This is a genomic window from Cyanobium sp. NIVA-CYA 375 (assembly GCF_056108345.1).
Map to the genome: position 1 here is coordinate 1 of NZ_JBSYHW010000195.1, position 1,595 is coordinate 1,595.

Annotated in this window: 1 protein-coding gene; it reads right to left on the reverse strand. The window is 63.6% G+C overall.

The window, feature by feature from the left end:
* On the reverse strand, positions 1-1,595 hold a 1,595-nt coding region (locus AC01FP_RS17485; RefSeq protein ID WP_474481990.1), incomplete at both ends, for a tyrosine-protein kinase domain-containing protein.

Consider the following 1,595-nt stretch of genomic DNA (forward strand, 5'->3'; position numbering starts at 1 on the left):
CCATATCCATATCCATATCCATATCCATATCCATATCCATATCCATATCCATATCCATATCCATATCCATATCCATATCCATAGCCGCCGCTAGGGATGCGCACCATGTTGGTGATCACCCCGAGCACATCGACACCGCTGGCCTCGATGCGGCGCAGGGCTTCGGCGGGCAGGTTCTTGTTGATCTGCCCGAGCGACACCAGGAAGAGCAGGCCATCGAGGTGCTCAGCGATCAGCACCGGATCGCTGAGGGTGAGAGCTGGAGGTGTGTCGAAGATCACCAGGTCGTAGCCCTGCAGGGCGCGCACCTGCTGGATCAGCCGGCTGGCGCGATCGGAACTGAGCAGCTTGGCCGGATCTGGTGGCGTAGGGCCGGCGCAGAGGATCGAGAGGTTGGGGTAGGGGTGCTGGATCAGCTGCTCAAGCTGAAGGGAGTCGTCGGTGAGCAGGTTGGAGAAGCCCTGGAGGTTGTCCACCCCAAACAGGTAGTGGAGCGAGGAGCGGCGCATGTCTGCGTCCACCAGCAGCACCCGCTGGTCCAAGTCGGCGAAGGTTTTGGCAAGCAGGGCGATCATGGTGGACTTGCCCTCGGCCATGGTGGTGGAGGTGAGGCCCACCAGGCGCACGGGCTGGTCGGCGCGCAGCAGGCGGAAGGTGGTGATCAGGATGCGCAGCGACTCGCGCAGGGCAAAACGCTGGTTGGAGGTGAGCGCCTGGAACACCAGCTCCACAGAGGTGTGCTTGACGATCGGCAGGAAGGGTAAGCCGCCTAGCAGGGGGTAGGGGAGGGCGTCTTCAATTTCACGCGGCGAGTGGAACACCTGATCGAAGCGGTCGCGCAGCAGGGCGGCGCCTACGCCGCCAACCAAACCGAGCAGGGCTCCGAGCAGCAGGTTGCGCTGCACACTCGGTTTCACCGGCGTGGTGCTGAAGCCAGGCGGGGCGATCACCTGCCAGGGCACGTTGTCCTGGGCGATCTCGAGGCGGAAGGACTCGCGGGATTTGATGTAATTGCCGAGGTTTTCGCGGGCCACCCCAAGGCGCTGCTGGATGTCGTCGTATTGCTTCTGAAGGGTGGGGCTGCCGCGGAAGCCCTGCTCGGCGCGGAGGAGCTGCAGCTGCTGTTCGCGTTGGGCGGAGCGGTTTTCGATCAGGGCTGCCTCGATCGATTCAAGCTGGTTGCGCTGCAGCAACGGCCGCAGGCGATCGCGCTGGGCGGTGAGGCTTTCCACCACGGGCGACTTGCCGCGGAAACTGGCGGAGGCGTAGGCGAGTTGCTTCTCCACATTGGTGAGTTCGCCCACCAGGCTGGGCACGGTGCCGGAGGTGAGCTTCTCGGAGCCGAAGGTCACCTTGTCGGAGAGGCCCGTGGCCTGGCTGGTGAGGGCCTGGATCTCCTGGAACTTTTCGGAAGAGAGATTGCCGCCGCGCACGGTGGCCTCAAGGCTCACCAGTTCTGCTTCCTTGACGCGCAGGCTGCGCAGGGCGGCGGCGAGATCCTCCTGGGTTTTCTGCAGTTCGACGGCCTTGACACCCGGATCGAGCAGGTTGTAGCGAAGGCGGAAGGTTGCCAGCTCCTGCTGCAGGCCCACCAC